This is a genomic window from Tumebacillus amylolyticus, from assembly GCF_016722965.1.
GTDB lineage: Bacteria > Bacillota > Bacilli > Tumebacillales > Tumebacillaceae > Tumebacillus > Tumebacillus amylolyticus.
The window spans coordinates 82,201-99,513 of record NZ_JAEQNB010000008.1; the positions used below are offsets into that span (position 1 = coordinate 82,201).

Genomic DNA, 17,313 nt, shown 5'->3' on the forward strand with positions numbered 1-17,313 from the left:
AGGATGAGCAAAATAGAGAGAATCCAACAGCTCGTGGAAACGGGCCGTAAAAAGTATATCGTGGAATTGGACCGCCAGATTGAAATGCTGGAAGGCACGCTCGAACGGCTGAAGACAGAGTTTGAACAGTCGCTCGGCCAAGACATCTACCGCAGTGCCCATCGTCTGAAGGGAAGTGCTCCGACGTTCGGTTTGAACCGCGTGGGAGAGATTGCGGAACACTTGTGTGCGCTGTGGGACTGGACGAATGGAGTCTCGCAGGACGACAGGACGGAAAGCCTGGTGCCGATCCTCAAAGAGACGCACAACCACCTGATTCGTTTGAAGATCGAGCATGAGATTGCCAAGACCCAATCGGAACTGCTCGGCAAGGAAATCGTCTGCGAGCCGATCCCGCAGGGCGGACTTGGGCGGTTGCTTTTGATCGACGACGACGACATCTTGCGCTCGTATCTGGCGGAGGAGTTCGCGATGTGCGGGTACGAAGTGGACGAAGCGGCCGACGTGCAGACGGCGAAGCGCAAACTGTACGAAAACCGCTACGATCTGATGTTGCTCGACCTGATGATGTACCCGCAGTCGGGGTATGAGATGTTCAAGTTTCTCAAGGAAGACCCGGCGATGAAGTGGATTCCCTTGATCGTGTTGTCCGGGCGGACGGATGTGCAAGACAAAGTCCGTTGCCTGCGTGCCGGAGCGGAAGACTACGTGACGAAGCCGTTCCAATTCGAAGAGTTGGAAGCGCGAGTGAACAACGTCATCATGCGCAACCGGCAGTTCGATCAAGTGGCGTTCCGAGACGGGCTGACAGGCGCGTACAACCGTCGGTACTTTGACCACCAACTGCTGATTGAAGTCGAATGGGCGAAGCGGGACGAAGAGCCGATTGCCTTGGCGTTTCTCGACATCGACAAATTTAAAAGCGTCAACGACACCCACGGGCACCATTGCGGGGACTTGGTGTTGCAAGGACTGGCAGCATTGCTCCAACAAAACTTGCGCGCCACCGATCTGCTTGCCCGCTACGGCGGCGAGGAATTCGTCGTGCTGATGCCGAGAACGAATGCCCTCACCGCGAAATTGGCGCTGGAACGCGTGCTCGACATCGTGCGCAGAGAAGTGATCGCCCGCACGCCGAACCACAACTTCCAAATCACGTTCTCCTCCGGCATCGCCGACTGGAAACCGGGCATGCACGCCCACGACCTCGTCCATCTCGCCGACACCGCCATGTACCAAGCGAAGCAGGAAGGCCGCAATCGCGTGGTGTGTGCCGAGCAGGGGTAGAAAAAAAGGACTCCTCTCCCGCGTGGGGGAGGAGTCCTTTTTTTCTTACAAATTGAACTGTGCGGTCATCACTGGTACGCCTCTGGGGGTGTTGCCGCTGTAGGCATCCGGTTCCAGAGAGATGGCGACGGTGTCGAAGTCTTGCATTTGCACGGGGAACACCACCATCCCGACTCCGTTGCTTCCGGTGGGGACGAACGTGCCGCCGTTGAGGACTTGGGTTTTGCCGTGGTTCATGACCCAGAGCGTGTATTGCTCGCGGTCTGTCGGTTTGGGCAGGTTGGAGGTTTTGATCATGACGATTTTTTGTGCGCCTTCCTGCAAGAGCATCGCTTGCCCGCCTGCACCTTGGAACGGTTCGGCCGGAGTCAGATTCGCCGTTGCGACCAGTTGGCCGAGTTGCTCGATCTGTTGCGATTGCGCCGCGTTTTGGCGGTGGAGCGTCACGTTCTGCCAACCGAGGAACGCCACGGCGAGCACGGCAACAGCGGAGACGTACGGGAAGAGTCTCTGTTGCCAAGACTTGCGGGTGGCGGCGGGCATCTGTACGATTTTTTCCTCAACATGAGTTTTCGTTTGAACGTCCGCTTGCGGCAGTGCCGTCACAGCAGACAGCACTCGCTCCCGCATTCCTTGCGGCGGTTCTACGTCGTCCGGCACGAACAGCAACGCGTCGGTCACATCTTGCAACTCGGCCAGTCGCGCTTGGCAGTCGGCACAGGTGGCGAGATGTTCTTGGAACCGGCTGCGTTCTGCATCGTCCAGCCCGTCGAGGGCGTACAGTTCGACATCGTCACAAGGGGTGGGTGTGTAGGGGTTCATCGGCTCTTCCCTCCTTTCGCTTGCCGAGCGTCTGCCTCAATCGGTTCAGGGCGAGGCGAACGCGGCTTTTTACAGTGCCAAGCGGGATGTCTTGCCGGTTGGAAATTTCCTGCTGGGTCCATCCGTCAAAGTACATCCAATGAATCACATCGCGTTGCTCCGGGTTCAACTCCCGCATGGCATCGCGGATTTCTTCTTGCTCGATCGCTTGCAGAACTTGCTCTTCCGTTTGCGGAGATGCGTCCGCGACCGTCTGGAGAAGCGTATCGTCCGACACGCTTTCTTGCTGACGGCGGCGAGACTTGAGCACATCAATCGCGCGGTTGCGGGCAACTTGCAGGAGCCACGTGCTGAACTTCGCAAGAGCGGGGTCGTACAGCGCATGCTTCTGCCAGACGCGGGTGAAGACATCCTGCACGACTTCTTCGGCGGTTTGCGGGTCCTGCACGACGCGGTACGCCAACGAATACACCAACCGCTCATAGCGGTCGTAGAGCATTCCCAACGCCTCCCGGTCGCCCCCGGCCACCTGCCGCAAAAGCTCCAAGTCTGAGATGATCTCGGTCATGTCTGGGAAGGACTCCTTTTCTCATCCGGATTCAAAAAAGTGCCACTTCATTATAACACTACGCCAAAAACTTTTTTTCGGATGATGTGATCCAAATCTCTCTCGTTGTCGTTTCATTCTGTGAAAAGTGAAAAACAACGAGGAGGTCTTCCCCTATGAAACTGAATTCCAAACTTGCAGCAGGTATTCTCACCACCCTTACGATGTGTGCAACGCTCTCCCCGGCGTCTGCTTTCGCTCACGATTCCGACATGCACATGGGCAATTCGATGATGCCGACCGGCGTCTTGGCACAAGCAACGGCCGTTTCGACCACGCCGGCCGCCAACTTGCGCGTTGCGCTCGACGAACTGTTCAGCGAACACGCCAACCTCGCGATCATCGCCATGCAAAAAGGCTACGACGGCGCACCGGACTTCGCAGATGCGGCCGCCGCTCTCAATAAGAACACCGACGACCTCTCCTCTGCAATCGCTTCCGTCTACGGAGACGCGGCAGGCGCCCAATTCAAAACGATCTGGAGCTCCCACATCGGCTACTTCGTCAACTACGTAACCGCCACGGTCAAAAAAGACGACGCCGGCAAGCAACAAGCGATCCGCGACCTCGCCGAATACCGCGACGAGCAAGCGAAATTCCTCGCCGACGCCAACCCGAACCTCAACGAAAAAGCGGTCGCCGACGGCCTGCAAATGCACATCGACGGCCTGCTCGCCGCCTTCAACGCTTATGTGAACCAAGACGCCGCCGCGGAACAAGCGAACTTGCGCATGGCCCACGAGCACATGTTTATGACCGGCGACGGGATTTCGACTGCAATCGTCAAGCAGTTTCCGGAGAAGTTCAACAACACGATGACCGCTTCGCCGTCCGTTGACCTGCGCGTCGTGCTCGACCGCCTGCTTTCGGAACACGCAAGCCTCGCGATCCTCGCGATGCAAAAAGGCATCGACGGCAAGCAGGACTTCGGCACGGTCGCAGCCACTCTCAACGCCAACACCGACGACCTGAGCGCAGCGGTCGGTTCCGTCTACGGAGCAGATGCGGGGGCACAGTTCAAGAAGATCTGGAGCTCTCACATCGGCTACTTCGTCGACTACGTGAAAGCAACGGCTGCCAAAGACAGCGCCGGCCAACAAAAAGCGGTCGCCAACCTCGACGAATACCGCACGGAACAAGCCAAATTCTTCGCCGGAGCCGACCCGTACATGAACGAAACGGCGATCCGAGAGGCCCTGAACGTTCACGTCCAAGAACTGCTGAACGCTTTCAACGACTACGTGAACAAAGACTACAAAGGCACGTATGAAAACTACCAAACCGCGTACGACCACATGTTCATGACCGGGCAATCGCTCTCGACGGCCATCGTCGCGCAATACCCGGCGAACTTTGGCGGCACCGTGGCGAACCTCTGGGTCGACAACACCAAATTCACCGTCAACGGTACGGAAAAATGGTTCGACGTCGCGCCGTTCGTTCAAGGCGACCGCACCTTCGTCTCCCTGCGCGCACTGAGCGAGACCGTTGGAGCGAAAGTGGATTGGGCAGGCGAAACCGGCACGGTCACAGTGACGGCGGGCAGCGATGTGCTGAAATTCTGGATCGGCAAAGACTACATGACCTTCAACGGCCAGACCCGCCAAATCGGCACCCCGGCGTTCATCGTCAACGACAGAACGCAGATTCCGCTGCGCTTCATCGCCGAACAACTCGGCTGGAACGTGGATTGGAACGGCGGCACCAACTCGATTACGCTGACCAAGTTTTAGATTTTAGGTAGATAAAAGACGAGCCATCCGTCACGCGACGGATGGCTCGTTTTTTTTCCAATCTCGGGCAGTACCAAGTAGTGGGTGCAGGTCGTTTTGGGGAAACCTAGGCAGGGATACCTTTCCATCTGTCGAAGGGGATAGCAAGATTGTCCGGAAGTGAGTGAAGACCTCATGGAATTTGACTTGAAACCGGGCGAGCGGCTCGATGATCTGCAAACCAAAGACCTGCGGATCATCCAAAGCGACGAAGTGTTTTCCTTCTCGCTGGACGCCGTGTTGCTCGCTCATTATGTAACGCTTCGAAATCGGGACCGCGTGCTGGACATGGGCACGGGCAACGGGGTCATCCCGCTCTTGCTCGCCTCGCGCAGCGAGTTGCCGCGCCGTGCGGGGATCGTGGGCTTGGAAATCCAAGAACGCCTCGCCGACATGGCACAGCGCAACGTCAGCGGCAATCAGCTTCAGGAAACGATCGAGATCGTCAACGGGGATCTGCGAGAAGCCGTCCGCCACTTCGGGCACGAGAGCTTCGACGTGGTCACCTGCAACCCGCCCTACCGCCCTGCAGGCATCGGGGACGCGAGCTTGAATCCGCATGTCGCCATCGCCAAGCATGAGATCACGGCGAAGTTGGAGGACGTCGTCACGGCGGCCGCCAAATTGTTGAAGTACCAAGGAAAGTTTGCGATGGTCCACCGCCCGGATCGACTGGCGGACATCATCGCGTTGATGAAATTGCACAAGTTGGAGCCCAAGCGTCTCTTGCTCGTGCATCCACGGGCGCATCTGCGACCCAACATCCTACTGATTGAAGCAATCAAAGGCGGCAAGCCCGAACTGCGTATCGACCCGCCGCTGTTTGTACATACCGACGATGGCGGCTATACGCAAGCCATCCTCGACATCTACGCCGGACGAGGAGAATTTGCCCGATGACGTTCCAGACCCGTTACAGTTTTCAAGACCAGCAAGAAACCGGCACGCTTTACTTGGTTGCCACCCCGATTGGAAACCTCGACGACATGACCTACCGCGCCGTCGAAATTCTCAAAAGCGTCGAAGTCGTCGCCGCCGAAGACACCCGCCAATCGCGCAAACTGCTCACGCACTTCGGCATCGAAGGCGTGCGCTTGATTTCCTACCATGAACACAACAAGCACAGCAAGGAAGAAGCGATTCTCTCCCTCCTGCGCGAGGGCCAGTCGGTCGCGCTCGTCACCGATGCGGGAACGCCCGGCATCTCTGATCCGGGAGCCGACATCGTTCGCGCCGCTGTCGAAGAACGTCTAACCGTGGTGCCGATTCCGGGCTGCGTGGCAGGAGTGACGGCGTTGATTGCGTCGGGGCTGCCGACAGACCGTTTCACGTTCATCGGGTTCTTGCCGAGGGAGAAGAAAAAGAGGGTCGAGGAGTTGACCCAGCTTCGCGCGCGGATGGAGACGTTGATTTTTTATGAAGCGCCGCATCGGTTGGAAGAAACGCTGAAAGCCATGCTGGACGTACTGGGCGACCGGGAGATCGTGCTGGCGAAGGAATTGACGAAGCGGTACGAGCAATTTTCTCGTGGGAAAATCAGTGAGGTCATTTTCTGGCTTTCGGAAAATGAGCCTCGCGGAGAATACGTCCTCGTGCTGGAAGGATTGGCAAAAGAACTGGCAAATGAGTTTGTCGAAAAACCGTACTGGGAAGAGCTCAATTTGTCGGAGCATGTCGAAAAACTTGTCGAATCCGGCCTCTCCAAAAAAGACGCCGTCAAACAAGTCGCCAAAGAACGCGGCCTCCAAAAACGAGAAGTCTACAACGAAGTGATGGTAGACTAGCAAAACCAAGCAGCTACGCAAAAAAAGCCCCGGCCTTCGCAGGCCCGGGGCTTTTTCTCTCTATGTTAGCGGCTCATCTCGCCAATGCAAACGGAGCAGATGTTCTTGCCGCGGAAGTGGATGATTTCATCAGCAGACCCGCAGAATACGCAAGCCGGCTCGTATTTTTTCAGGACGATGCGCTCGCCGTCCACGTAGATTTCCAGAGCGTCTTTCTCGCCAATTCCCAAGGTGCGGCGCAGTTCGATCGGAATTACAACACGGCCCAGCTCGTCAACTTTACGTACGATCCCCGTAGATTTCATTGTCAACACTCTCCCAAATGTACTGTTTTTTTATCTGTTTTTGATTCTACATAGTTCGACAAACTTTCGACATCCTTAGCGTACCAATTACTCCCATAATAGTCAATAGGGTTGGGAGGCAAATAGAAGCTTTTGGATAAAAAATTTTCTGGGAACCCCACTTTTTTCGAAAATGGTGTAAAATCAGTGTCTCACCAGAAAGTGTTTTTTGCAATGGTTGACGCTTGCTGCATAATATGTTAGCGTGTGGAAAAGATATGTTTTTGTAAGCGATCTTCCAAAAATAAGGCGATGAAGGAATGAGTACCCGCAAGCGAACCAACCAGAGAGTCGGGAGGGTGGAAACCGACAGGCCACGCGCGGAGAAGATGGTTCCGGAGCCATCGGAGTCGAGAGTGCGTTTTTTCCTATTAGAAACCCACTTGAGGCTTTGACGGGAGGGCCCGATACAGCCCTGCGGTCTTTTTAGATAAGAAAAGACCCGTGGAGGCGTTCCTTCGTGAGGGGAACGTGAAGCCAGGTGGTACCGCGAGAGACAGCTCTCGTCCCGGCAAGGGACGCAGAGCTTTTTTTATTTCACTCAGGAGGCGAACACTTCAATGGCAAATCCTTCGTTCTACATCACCACTCCGATCTACTACCCGTCCGACAAGCTGCACATCGGACACGCCTACACCACGACGGCGTGCGACGCGATGGCGCGGTACAAGCGTCTGCGCGGTTATGATGTCATGTTCTTGACCGGCACCGACGAGCACGGCCAGAAAATCCAAGAGCGCGCGGAAAAAGCGGGCTTGGCACCCCTGCCGTTCGTGGACCGCATCGTCGACGGCATCCAAGACCTCTGGAAAAAACTCGACATCTCCTACGACGACTTCATCCGCACCACCGAAGAGCGTCACACGAAAGTCGTTCAGCAGATCTTCCAACGACTGCTCGAGCAAGACGACATCTACCTCGCCGAATACACCGGGCTGTACTGCACCCCGTGCGAATCGTTCTGGACGGAAACCCAAGTCAAGACCGCAAACGGCAAATGCCCGGACTGCTCGCGCGACGTGATCGAAACCAGCGAGAAATCGTATTTCTTCCGCATGAGCAAGTACGCGGATCGTCTCATCCAGTATTACGAAGAACATCCGGAGTTCATCGAGCCGGAATCCCGCAAGCAAGAGATGCTCAACAACTTCCTCAAACCGGGCCTGCAAGACCTCTGCGTGTCCCGCACGACGTTTGACTGGGGCATCAAAGTTTCGTCCGACCCGAAGCACGTCGTGTACGTCTGGCTGGATGCGTTGACGAACTACATCACGGCGATCGGCTACGGCTCGCAAGACCCGGAACTGCAAGCGAAATACCAAAAATACTGGCCGGCAGACGTCCACGTCATCGGCAAAGACATCGTGCGTTTCCACACGATCTACTGGCCGATTTTCCTCATGGCGCTCGGCGAGCCGCTGCCGAAAAAAGTGTTCGGGCACGGATTCTTCCTCTCCGGCGGGGACAAAATGTCGAAGTCCAAAGGCAACGTCGTCGACCCGGTGCCGCTGATCGACCGCTACGGCCTCGATGCCCTGCGCTACTTCATGATGCGCGAAGTGCCGTTCGGCCAAGACGGCCAGTTCACGCCGGAAGCGTTCGTCACCCGTCTGAACTCCGACCTCGCCAACGACCTCGGCAACTTGCTGTCCCGCACCGTCGCGATGATCGAGAAATACAACGACGGCATCATCCCGGAGCGCGGCGACGCCACCGAGTTCGATGAAACGCTCTATGCAGTCGCGGCCGACGCGGTCAAACGCGCCGAAGACGCACTCGACAAAATGCAGTTCTCCCTCGCCCTCGGCGCGATCTGGGACCTCGTGTCCCGCACGAACAAGTACATCGACGAAACCGCTCCGTGGACGCTGGCGAAGGACGAAGCGCAGAAGTCCCGCCTGAACACCGTGCTCTACAACCTCGCGGAGTCCCTGCGCATCTCCTCGATTCTCGTCCAACCGTTCCTGATCAAGTCTCCGGGCGTGATCTGGGAGCAACTCGGCCTCTCCGCAGGTCCTGCGACCACATGGGACTCCACCCGCGCATTCGGCAACTTGCCAAGCGGTTTGAACGTGAAAAAAGGCGATGCCCTGTTCCAGCGCCTCGACGTAAAAGTAGAAGTCAACCTCATCGAAGAAATGTTAGGAGGCAACACCGTGTCTGAAAACCAAGCAACCGAAACCAAGACCACCGAAGCACAAACCACCGAAGCACAAACCACCGAAACCAAAACCGAAGCAAAGGCTCCGGCTGCCCAAGCCGAAACGCAAGCTCCCGAAGGCATCGCCCTCATCGGCATCGACGATTTCATGAAAGTCGAACTGCGCGTCGCCGAAGTCATCGAGTGCGAACGCGTCCCGAAAGCAGACAAACTGCTCAAACTGCAACTCTCGCTCGGCGAAGAAAAACGCCAAGTCGTCTCCGGCATCGCGAAATACTACGAGCCGGAAGCGCTCGTCGGCCAAAAAGTCATCCTCGTCGCCAACCTCAAGCCGGTCAAACTGCGCGGCGTCGAATCGCACGGCATGATCCTCGCTGCGTCTGCAGGCGACGACCTCGTGCTTGCGACCGTCTCCGGCCCGATTCCGGCCGGCGCCGTGGTGAAGTAAGATGTCGGAGATCTACCTCGTCGACACGCACTCGCACCTCAACTCGCCCCAGTTTGCCGACGAACTTGACGAACTGGTCGCCTCCGCCCGCGAAAACGGCGTGGGCAAGATCGTAATCCCGAGCTACGACTACGATTCCAACCTGCGTGCCATCGAGATCGCCGAGCAATACGAAGGCGTCTACGCCCAAGTCGGCTATCATCCGTGCGATCTCAACGACCTGAACGACGAGCACTACCAGAAACTCTACGACTGGTCGAAGCACGAGAAAGTCGTCGCCATCGGCGAGATCGGTCTCGACTACCATTGGGACACGACGACGCCGGAGTTGCAAGACGAGATGTTCCGCAAGCAGATTGCCATCGCCAAGGAACTTCATCGTCCGATCATCATCCACGACCGAGAAGCGCACGGCGACATCCTCAAGATTCTCAAAGAGGAAAACGCCGCGCAGATCGGCGGGATCATGCACTGCTTCTCCGGCTCGTGGGAGTTCGCCCAAGAATGCATGAAGCTGAACTTCTACATCTCCTTCGGCGGCCCGGTGACGTTCAAAAACGGCAAACGCCCGCAAGAAGTCGCCGCGAAAATTCCAATGGATCGTCTGCTGGTCGAAACGGACGCCCCGTACCTCACGCCGGAGCCGCACCGCGGCAAACGCAACGAGCCGGCGTACGTCCGCCACGTCGCAGAAAAAATCGCCGCTCTCCGTGAACTTTCCTACGAAGAAATCGCGATCCAGACGACCCGAAACGCACACGAGATCTTCAAGTTTTAAAAAAGTAACCCTGCACTCCAACGAGTGCAGGGTTTTTTCATGATTATCAATGGCATGACGGTCAGAATCAAGGTACACTTGATATGACCTAGATTTTTGAATAGGGAGGCTATATAATACTGATAAGTCGCGCTTGGTTAATTCATCATTTCTCATTCAATACCATCAGGGAATCATTAATGAACTAAGAAACAACTTTTTATGTGAACCGTTCGAACGGGCAATTCTGTCGATTCTAATAGAGGTTTGACTCGAATAGGGAGGCGGTACCGTGGTACTTGACACGACCTTGATCGGAACCTTACAGCGGGTACGGTTACAAGTGGATACAGGTTGGACGCTGATCCGGGGCAGTCAGGAGGAGTTGTTCTGCAGCTACAACGACTTTTACACGCGCTGCTTGCGGGTGTTGCATCTGCTTCAACAAAAAGGCGTTCGACCGAAACAGGAAGTGGTTTTGCAAATCAACGACGAAGGCGTTTTTCTGCATCTCTTCTGGGCGTGTGTGCTCGGCGGGTTCGTGCCGGTTCCTTGCACGGTGGGCGCCAATGACGAGCACCGCTTGAAACTGCTCAAGATCTGGGACGTCCTCCACGAGCCGGTCTTGGCGATCGAAGCGAACATCTGGGCGCGATTTGCAGACATCATGGGCGACAACCCGCTCGTTGCGGACATGCAAGAACACATGCTGTCCGTAGAGAGCTTGATGGAAGTCGCGGATCAGGACGACGCGCCGCTTGGCACGGTGTACGAGGCGTCGGCCGACGACATCGCGTTCATCCAGTTTTCGTCGGGCTCGACCGGCGACCCCAAGGGGGTCGTGTTGACCCATGCCAACGTCGTCCACAATTTGCATGCCATCCTCCAAGGGGCGCAAGTCAGCGCGAACGACTCCTGCCTCAGCTGGATGCCGCTCACGCATGACATGGGTCTGATTGGCATGCACTTGATGTCGCTGTGCGGAGGCATCCCGTTTTTCCTGATCTCGACGGAGACGTTCATGCGCCGTCCGGCCCTGTGGTTGACCAAGATCAACGAGCACCGCGTGACGATGACGTCCTCGCCAAACTTCGGTTACAAACTTTTTTTGACTACGTTTAAACAAAAAGTTGCAACGGAGTGGAACTTGTCGTGCCTTCGCCTCATCTTTAATGGTGCAGAGCCGATTTCACATGAGCTGTGCAACCGATTTCTGGACGAGATGGCGGCGTACGGGCTGTCTCGCGAGACGATGTTCACCGTCTACGGACTTGCCGAATCGACGGTGGGTTCGGTGTTCCCGGAGCCGGGTACTCCGATGCGTCCCGTACTGCTTGACCGACGCTCGTTGGTGACGGGGCAAGAAGTGGTCGAGCTCGCCGAATCCGAACGGGACAAGCCGTATGCGGTGAGCTTCCTCGATCACGGCAAGCCGGTTTCCGATGTGAACCTGCGCATCTGTGATGAGGAGAACCGGGAACTTGCCGACCGCTTCGTCGGCTACATCCAAATCAGCGGGGCGTGCGTGACGAGCGGGTACTACAACAACCCGGTAGCGACCGCCAAAGCGAAGACGGCAGACGGCTGGCTGAACACCGGCGACCTCGGTTTTCTGCGCGACGGTCGTCTGGTCGTCACCGGACGCGCCAAAGACGTCCTGTTCGTCAACGGCCAGAATCTCTACCCGCACGACATTGAGCGCGTCGCCGAGGAAGTCGAAGGCGTCGAACTTGGAAAAGTCGCCGTGACCGGCTTGCACGACCCCGCCCTGCAACGGGACGTCGTCCTCGTGTTCGTCACGTTCAAACACAAAGTCCCCGACTTCGCCCCGATTGCGTGGAACGTCCAACGCTGCCTCTCGCGAAAAATGGGCCTGCGAGTCGACCATGTCCTGCCGATTCGCTCCCTGCCGAAGACCACGAGCGGCAAGTTGCAGCGCTACAAGTTGGGCGAACGCTTCCAAGAGGGCGAGTTCTCCGAGATCGTAAACGAATTGCAGAGCTGCTTGCTGGACTTGCGCCTGCAAGAGAAAATCGTCCCGCCGCAAAACGAGGTCGAGGACGTGATCTTGAAGCTGTGGCAGGAAGTGCTGCAACGAGATTCGATCTCCGTGGACGAGAACTTTTTTGAACTGGGTGGCACGTCGACGTTGGTGGCGCAGATCGTCACCCGCTTGGAACAGCTCTACCCGGACCGTGTGAAGATCAGCGACCCGTATTCGCTGCCGACGATTCGAGCGATGGCGGATCACATCTTGAGCGTGCCGCGCGTGTTGGAGTTGTCGCAGATTACGATGCCTTCGTCCTTCTACGCCCGTGGGGGCGGCGGGGAAGAAAGCGTGCATCTGCGCACAGGCGCGGCGCTCGCGACCGCGTTGCGTCGCGCCTCCGAAGAAAACGGCGGCACTCTGCACGATCTGCTCGCCGTGCTCTACGCCAACTTGCTCGGACAGGTGGCGGGTCTTCAACAAGTCGAAGTGCAGGTGGTCGACGATGTGAAACGCATCGCCCCCCTGCGTCTGAAAATGGACGCCACGCTGTCCGATGCGATGAAACTCGTGCAGGATGGTCCGGACAGCCCGGACGCCTATTCGTTTGCCGAGTTGAGCCGGATGACGAGATCGCGCACGGAGCACGGAATTCTGCCGTGCTTCCACAACCGCGAACTCTGGAACGGCAACGTCGAGTGGTTGCAAGCGTACGATCTCGTCTTGCAAGTGGAAGCGTATGAGGACGGACTGAATCTGGCGTGCCTGTTCGACGGGCGACGCTTGCGCAAGGAAAAAGTAAAAGAACTGCTGACGCTGTACGTCAGACTCTTGCAACATCTGGCGGGCAAATATTCGAGCGGGAGAGAACATCATGCTCCGACTGTCTGACTTGAATTTAGATGAACTCCCCGAGTTTGGCTTCGAAGAGGAGGAGCCAAGCTCGTCGGAAGAGAGCAACAACCGGGAGATTGCCATCATCGGGATGGCGTTGCGGATGCCGCTGGCCGACACGCTCCGCGCCTACTGGGAGAACATCCGCAACGGCGTCGATTGCACACGCCGATTCCCGGAGGAGCGCAAGGCGTTTGCCGACGCTTTTTTGGAACGCATGGGGTTGAACGCGCAAGAGGGAATTGCGTATCTGGATGGCGGGTATGTGGACGGCATTCAGGAGTTTGATGCGAAGTTTTTCAAGATGACGCCGGGAGAAGCGAACTTGATGAGCCCGGAGCAGCGTTTGTTTTTGGAATGTGCATGGGAGGCGTTGGAGGACGCAGGGTACGGCGGTTCGCGTGCAGTTGGATCGCGCACGGGCGTTTTTGCCGGACATATCGGCGACCTTGGAGGTTTCAATTACCGGCAGTTGATCGATGAGTTGGAGATCGACCCCGCGTTGCGACCGGCGTCGGTGCCGGGCAATTTGGCGTCGATCATCTCGTCTCGCATCTCTTATCTGCTGGATCTGAAAGGTCCGGCGATGCTGATCGACACGGCGTGTTCGTCGTCGCTCGTCGCCGTTCACCAAGCTTGTCTCGCTCTGCGAAACGGAGATTGCGAGATGGCGTTGGCGGGGGGTATTCGCTTGAATTTGATCCCCGTGGACAAACCGGAAGACCGTGTAGGGATGGAATCCTCAGATGGCAAGACGAGGACGTTCGACCAGACGTCGGACGGCACGGCGATGGGCGAGGGAGTCGGCGTTGTGTTGCTGAAACCACTTGCGCAGGCGCAGCAAGACGGCGACCCGATCTATGCGGTGGTCAAAGGCACGGCGATCAACCAAGACGGTCTCTCGGCGGGGATCACATTCCCGAACGGACAAGCCCAGACGGACGTTCTGCTGCGAGCTTGGAAGGACGCCGATATCGACCCCTCCACAATTGGACTGATCGAAGCGCACGGAACGGGCACCAAAATCGGCGACCCGATTGAACTCGACGGCCTGACCGCTGCGTTTGAACGCTTTACCGAACAAAAGCAATTCGTCGCCATCGGCTCCGTCAAATCGAACATCGGGCACTCCTACCAATCGGCGGGTGTCGCTGGGTTGATCAAAGCGGTGCTGGCACTTCGCCACCGGGAACTGCCGCCGAGTTTGCATTTTCAAGAACCGAATCGGCGCGTGAAGTTTACGGACACGCCGTTTTATGTCAACAGTCGTCTGCGTCGTTGGACGGGGGGAACGACCCCGCGCCGGTGCGGGATCTCCTCGTTTGGATTCAGCGGGACGAACGCGCATGCGGTGTTGGAGGAAGCTCCGACTGTGGAGCGGGAACGTGCGATGGAAAGCGGCAACCCGCAGATGCTCGTGCTCTCCGCGACCTCTCCGAACTCGTTGCGCGAACTGGTCGAGCGTTATCTCGAATTTCTGCCGGAGACGGACGCGAGCTGGGAGGAAATCTGCTATTCGGCGGGCGTCGGCCGAGGCCATTTTTCTCATCGCATCGCCGTTGTGGCGAGGGACAAGTCGGAGGCGCTGTCTCGCCTGAAATCTTGGGAGTTTGCCGATGCAGAAAAAAATTCCGTGCCGGACACAGAACTTGCTCAATCCGTGAAGCACTACCTCTACGAATGGCAAGCGGAAGGCTACGAAAACGCCGAAGTTCTCCAAGCCCTCGCCGACTTGTACATGAGCGGTGCACACCTTGAGTTTTCGCGATTGTATCCGCGTAAACGGTTCCAATTTGTACATCTGCCGACCACTCCGTTTGACCGCAAAACTTGCTGGCTTCCCACGCCGACCGCCCGCACGGCGCGAAAAAACGTCGACCTGCGTCCGACGTCTGACAACCCGCGCCCGACGGCTCTCACCTTGCAACCGGTCAAACTGGAAGGCCGCGAAGCGGGAAGCTACACCGACGTCGAACGAAAACTCGCCGGCGTCATCCGCCACGTACTCGGGGTCGAGGAGATCAACATCCACGACTCGCTCTACGAACTCGGCGGCAACTCGATCCTCCTGCAAGCGATTCACGGACACTTGCAGACGTTGTTCCCCCATCAAGTGCTCTTGACCGACCTGTTCGCTCATCCCTCCATCTCGCAACTGGCCCATTTCCTCTCTGACACAAGCAGCCCGAAGGACGAACCCGACTTGCACCACCTGCTCGACGAAATTCAAAACGGCTCTCTCACCATCGACCAAGCGCTGGAGTTTTTGAAAGGAGGGTCGTCATGGAACAGCTTCTAAGACTCATCCTTGAAAGCGCCACGACCGGAAAAATGGATCGTGACGCGGCCGTTCAAGCTCTCCAACTTCTACGCCAAGGGGAAAAAGCGACCTCGACCTCGCGCGAGGACCGCGACCAAGACCGTGATATCGCGATCATCGGACTTGCGGCCGACTTGCCCGGTGCGGAGTCGTTGGACGATTTTTATGAGAATCTTCGGAGCGGGCTCGATGCTGTGCGTTCGTTCCCCGAGGAGCGACGGGCGGACATCGACCGCTATCTGCGTTTTTTGGGAACGTCTCAAGAGGAGATGCGGTACACCGACGGCGCGTATTTGCCGCGCATCGACGAGTTTGATCCGGCGTTTTTCCGACTGTCGCCCAAGGAAGCAAGCCTCATGGACCCGAACCAGCGGTTGTTTTTGCAGACGGCGTGGCATGCGTTGGAAGACGCGGGGTATGGCGGCGAGCAACTTTCAGGAAGTTCGACCGGCGTGTACGTCGGCTTTTCCGATAATGTGAAGGACAGTTACCAGAGGATGGTCCTGGACGCCGAGCCGAATTCCGTGCCGCAGTCGATTGCGGGCAATCTGTCTTCGATTCTGCCGACTCGTTTGTCTTATGCACTGAACTTGAAAGGCCCGACGATGGTCGTGGACACCGCATGTTCGGCGAGTTTGGTGGCGTTGCATCTGGCGTGTCAGGGACTTCGCAACGGAGATTGCGACCTGGCGTTGGCAGGTTCGATCAAATTGCATACGGTGCCGCTGGCGAGCGGGAACTTCAAGCTCGGCATGGAGTCGAGCGATGAGCGGACTCGCGCGTTCCACGACGGTTCGGACGGGACGGGGATCGGCGAAGGGTCGATCGCAGTGGTTTTGAAGCCGTTGCGTGCAGCTCTACGTGATCGAGATCAGATTTATGGAGTCATCAAAGGCTCGGCGATCAACCAAGACGGAGCTTCGATGAGCATCACTGCGCCGAACCCCGCTTCCCAGACTCAGGTGTTGGTGAAAGCGTGGGAAGCGGCGGGGATTCATCCGGAGAGTTTGTCGTACATCGAGGCGCACGGAACGGGCACGGAGCTCGGCGACCCGATTGAGATCAACGCCCTGCGGGGCGCTTTTTCACGGTTTACGGAGCGTGTGCAGTTCTGCGGGATCGGGTCGGTGAAGCCGAACATCGGGCATCTCTACGAAGCGGCGGGGCTTGCGAGCGTGGTCAAAGCGGTGTTGATGTTCAAAAACCGCGAGCTGCTGCCGACGCAACATGTCGGGCGTCCGAATCGGCACATCGATTTCGTGGACTCGCCTTTTTACCTGAACACGAAGTTGCGTCCGTGGGAGCCTGCTTTTGAAACGGGTGCTCCGCGGAGGATGGGCATCTCTTCGTTTGGCTTCAGCGGGACGAATTGCCATGTCGTGTTGGAAGAGCCGCCGGTGGTCGCAGAGTCGAGCGAGCACGCGGGTTCCTTTGTCCTCCCGATCTCGGCGAAAACCCAATCCGCCCTGCAAAAACTGCTGGCCGCGTACCGCGACGTTTTGCAAAAAAACCACCCTCTCCGCGATCTCTGCTATACGGCACAGACGGGGCGAGGGCATTATGAACATCGGGTTGCGCTCGTATTTCGCAATCGTGAGCAGTTGAAAGCGCTTTTCGAGCAAGAGATGGCGGCAGGCCAAGTGTACGGCGAGGCAGACGAGCAGGAACTTCAATTGGCGAAGTCCTACACAGAGGGCTTGGACGTGCAGTGGAAGGACTTGTACAGTACTGTCCCCTCCAAAGTCAGCCTGCCGCTCTACCCCTTTGCTCGCCAACGCTGTTGGGTGCAAATCCCCGATCAAGGAGGTCAGACGCGCACGCTCTCCTCGTCAGCCGTCGAAACGTCTCAGCCTGAAAAGGAAATTCGCCTGCAAGCCTCCTCGGAGAGCACGCCGACCGAAATGGAGCTTCTCGTCGCCCGCATTTGGGGGGAAGCGCTTGGCATCGATGAATTCGACGTCCAAGACAACTACTACGAACTCGGCGGCGACTCGGTGATGGGCATCCGCATCATCCATCGCATCAACGAAGTGACGGGTCTCGAACTGCCGGCCCGTGAATATCTCAACCATTTAACCATCGAAAGCTTCGCCCGCTATCTCGAATCGCTCCGCAAAGAGGTGAGCTAAT

The 17,313-nt window shown here is 57.3% G+C and carries 11 protein-coding genes and 1 pseudogene; 9 read left to right on the plus strand and 3 right to left on the minus strand.

Annotated elements, in window-relative coordinates:
• The first annotated feature begins 3 nt into the window (after positions 1–3).
• Positions 4–1,287, plus strand: coding sequence for a diguanylate cyclase (locus JJB07_RS20875; protein WP_201638046.1), 1,284 nt, complete (start codon positions 4–6; stop codon positions 1,285–1,287).
• 45 nt (positions 1,288–1,332) lie between these two features.
• On the opposite strand, the gene JJB07_RS20880 is transcribed toward JJB07_RS20875, so the two are convergent.
• Both JJB07_RS20880 and JJB07_RS20885 read right to left on the minus strand, forming a co-directional pair.
• Positions 1,333–2,109 carry an anti-sigma factor gene (locus JJB07_RS20880; RefSeq protein ID WP_201638162.1) on the minus strand — a complete coding sequence of 259 codons (777 nt, stop codon included), beginning with the start codon at positions 2,107–2,109 and terminating at the stop codon, positions 1,333–1,335.
• Positions 2,081–2,677, minus strand: a complete 597-nt coding sequence (locus JJB07_RS20885) for an RNA polymerase sigma factor (protein WP_236588276.1) — start codon at positions 2,675–2,677, stop codon at positions 2,081–2,083. The genes JJB07_RS20880 and JJB07_RS20885 overlap by 29 nt, the downstream gene beginning before the upstream one ends.
• Before the next feature lie 155 nt (positions 2,678–2,832).
• Here JJB07_RS20885 and JJB07_RS20890 point away from each other — a divergent pair, with 155 nt between their 5' ends.
• The 3 genes from JJB07_RS20890 to rsmI all read left to right on the plus strand — a co-directional run bounded on the left by JJB07_RS20890 (position 2,833) and on the right by rsmI (position 6,272).
• The gene (locus tag JJB07_RS20890) at positions 2,833–4,449 is read left to right on the plus strand and encodes a copper amine oxidase N-terminal domain-containing protein (protein ID WP_201638047.1); all 1,617 of its coding nucleotides are present in this window, start codon (positions 2,833–2,835) and stop codon (positions 4,447–4,449) included.
• 174 nt (positions 4,450–4,623) lie between these two features.
• The gene (locus tag JJB07_RS20895) at positions 4,624–5,388 is read left to right on the plus strand and encodes a tRNA1(Val) (adenine(37)-N6)-methyltransferase (protein ID WP_201638048.1); all 765 of its coding nucleotides are present in this window, start codon (positions 4,624–4,626) and stop codon (positions 5,386–5,388) included.
• Positions 5,385–6,272: a 16S rRNA (cytidine(1402)-2'-O)-methyltransferase gene (gene rsmI, locus JJB07_RS20900; protein WP_201638049.1), complete on the plus strand. Its 888-nt coding sequence runs from the start codon at positions 5,385–5,387 to the stop codon at positions 6,270–6,272. The genes JJB07_RS20895 and rsmI overlap by 4 nt, the downstream gene beginning before the upstream one ends.
• Before the next feature lie 65 nt (positions 6,273–6,337).
• Here the strand turns inward: rsmI and JJB07_RS20905 are convergent, their stop codons facing one another.
• Positions 6,338–6,583 (minus strand): AbrB/MazE/SpoVT family DNA-binding domain-containing protein, encoded by a 246-nt coding sequence (locus JJB07_RS20905; RefSeq protein ID WP_236588289.1) that lies wholly within the window; start codon positions 6,581–6,583, stop codon positions 6,338–6,340.
• Between the two features lie 569 nt (positions 6,584–7,152).
• Here JJB07_RS20905 and metG point away from each other — a divergent pair.
• The 5 genes and pseudogenes from metG to JJB07_RS20930 all read left to right on the plus strand — a co-directional run.
• A pseudogene (metG, locus tag JJB07_RS20910) lies at positions 7,153–9,225 on the plus strand (methionine--tRNA ligase); the annotation flags it as partial.
• 1 nt (position 9,226) lies between these two features.
• Positions 9,227–10,003 carry a TatD family hydrolase gene (locus JJB07_RS20915; protein WP_201638052.1) on the plus strand — a complete coding sequence of 259 codons (777 nt, stop codon included), beginning with the start codon at positions 9,227–9,229 and terminating at the stop codon, positions 10,001–10,003.
• Positions 10,004–10,274: 271 nt separating this feature from the next.
• Positions 10,275–12,860, plus strand: coding sequence for an AMP-binding protein (locus JJB07_RS20920; protein ID WP_201638053.1), 2,586 nt, complete (start codon positions 10,275–10,277; stop codon positions 12,858–12,860).
• Positions 12,844–15,162, plus strand: a complete 2,319-nt coding sequence (locus JJB07_RS20925; RefSeq protein WP_201638054.1) for a type I polyketide synthase — start codon at positions 12,844–12,846, stop codon at positions 15,160–15,162. Before JJB07_RS20920 ends, JJB07_RS20925 begins: the two co-directional genes overlap by 17 nt.
• Positions 15,147–17,312, plus strand: coding sequence for a type I polyketide synthase (locus JJB07_RS20930; protein WP_201638055.1), 2,166 nt, complete (start codon positions 15,147–15,149; stop codon positions 17,310–17,312). Before JJB07_RS20925 ends, JJB07_RS20930 begins: the two co-directional genes overlap by 16 nt.
• Position 17,313 lies beyond the last annotated feature (1 nt).